The 874-nt window shown below is 45.4% G+C and carries 1 protein-coding gene; it reads right to left on the bottom strand.

The genetic code is table 11. The annotated features are described in order from the left end of the window. Positions 1-635 (bottom strand): hypothetical protein (locus tag E1189_RS00960; protein ID WP_155158249.1); only part of this gene is annotated, 635 nt, incomplete at its 3' end. Positions 636-874: the final 239 nt, after the last annotated feature.

The raw sequence follows: 874 nt of genomic DNA, 5'->3' as shown, positions 1-874 counted from the left end.
TAAAACACCAGGGGTAATTCTGCAATATCCAACTCCCTCTCCAAACAAAACTTGTCCTGCAATTTCTGATAAAGTTTGTCCAGTGTGATTGGAAGCGCAACAATCACACATTGGTATTGCTCCTTCCGATACCCTTCAAGAATAAACTCGTTGCTAGATAATTCGAATATACTACTAACGCTTTTGTTATGACCGCTGATATGTCTGCCATCCATACCTAAACGGCCAGAAGTGCGGGGCAAATAGAGACTGCTGAGACGGTTATCCTGTTCTGCTAATTTGTCCAACAGGTGATTTCTGTCTGGAAGCAGATCTCTTGGCTTTGTGTTTTTTGTACTGCCAAAATCACTGAATATATCTCTTTTATAGGGGTAAAGCCCCCTCACGGGGAAGAGCCCCAGATGAGTCACCCTATGAAACGTTTTTATACTTTTTCCTGCCTGAAGTAGAGTCCCTGGACGAGGGACCAGCGGAGCTTTCTGGTAGCTAAGCTCACCTCCAACATTAACTCCACGGCAAACCATCTCCCCTTTCTCAAAGGCTTGATAAATGGTGGCTTTCTTCTGCTCTCGTACAGCTCTGGCTGTTAATATTCTGTCCGGCCATTCCGTTTGTGCTAATCGAGTAGCAGCCATAAATAGCCCTCCCTGAGAACCTGCCCGGCAGACCCATTGCCCAAAAGCCTCCGCCTCCATAGGAACAAGAGACTGATGGACAGATGGAGGGAGGTTTCCGGATTGACAACCTGATGGTAATTTATTCATACACTAACCCTACTGTTATCAGTGAGCTCACACAGGTTTCATCCCCCCTTTCGCCCACATATTATCTACAGAAACTCAACGGTTTATTGTGTATAAGTTTCTCTCATCAC

This window comes from Parendozoicomonas verongulae (assembly GCF_009711465.1).
In the GTDB taxonomy this organism is placed as follows: domain Bacteria; phylum Pseudomonadota; class Gammaproteobacteria; order Pseudomonadales; family Endozoicomonadaceae; genus Sansalvadorimonas; species Sansalvadorimonas verongulae.
The sequence above is the reverse complement of the archived record's forward strand: the minus strand, read 5'-3'. Positions and strand labels throughout refer to the sequence as shown.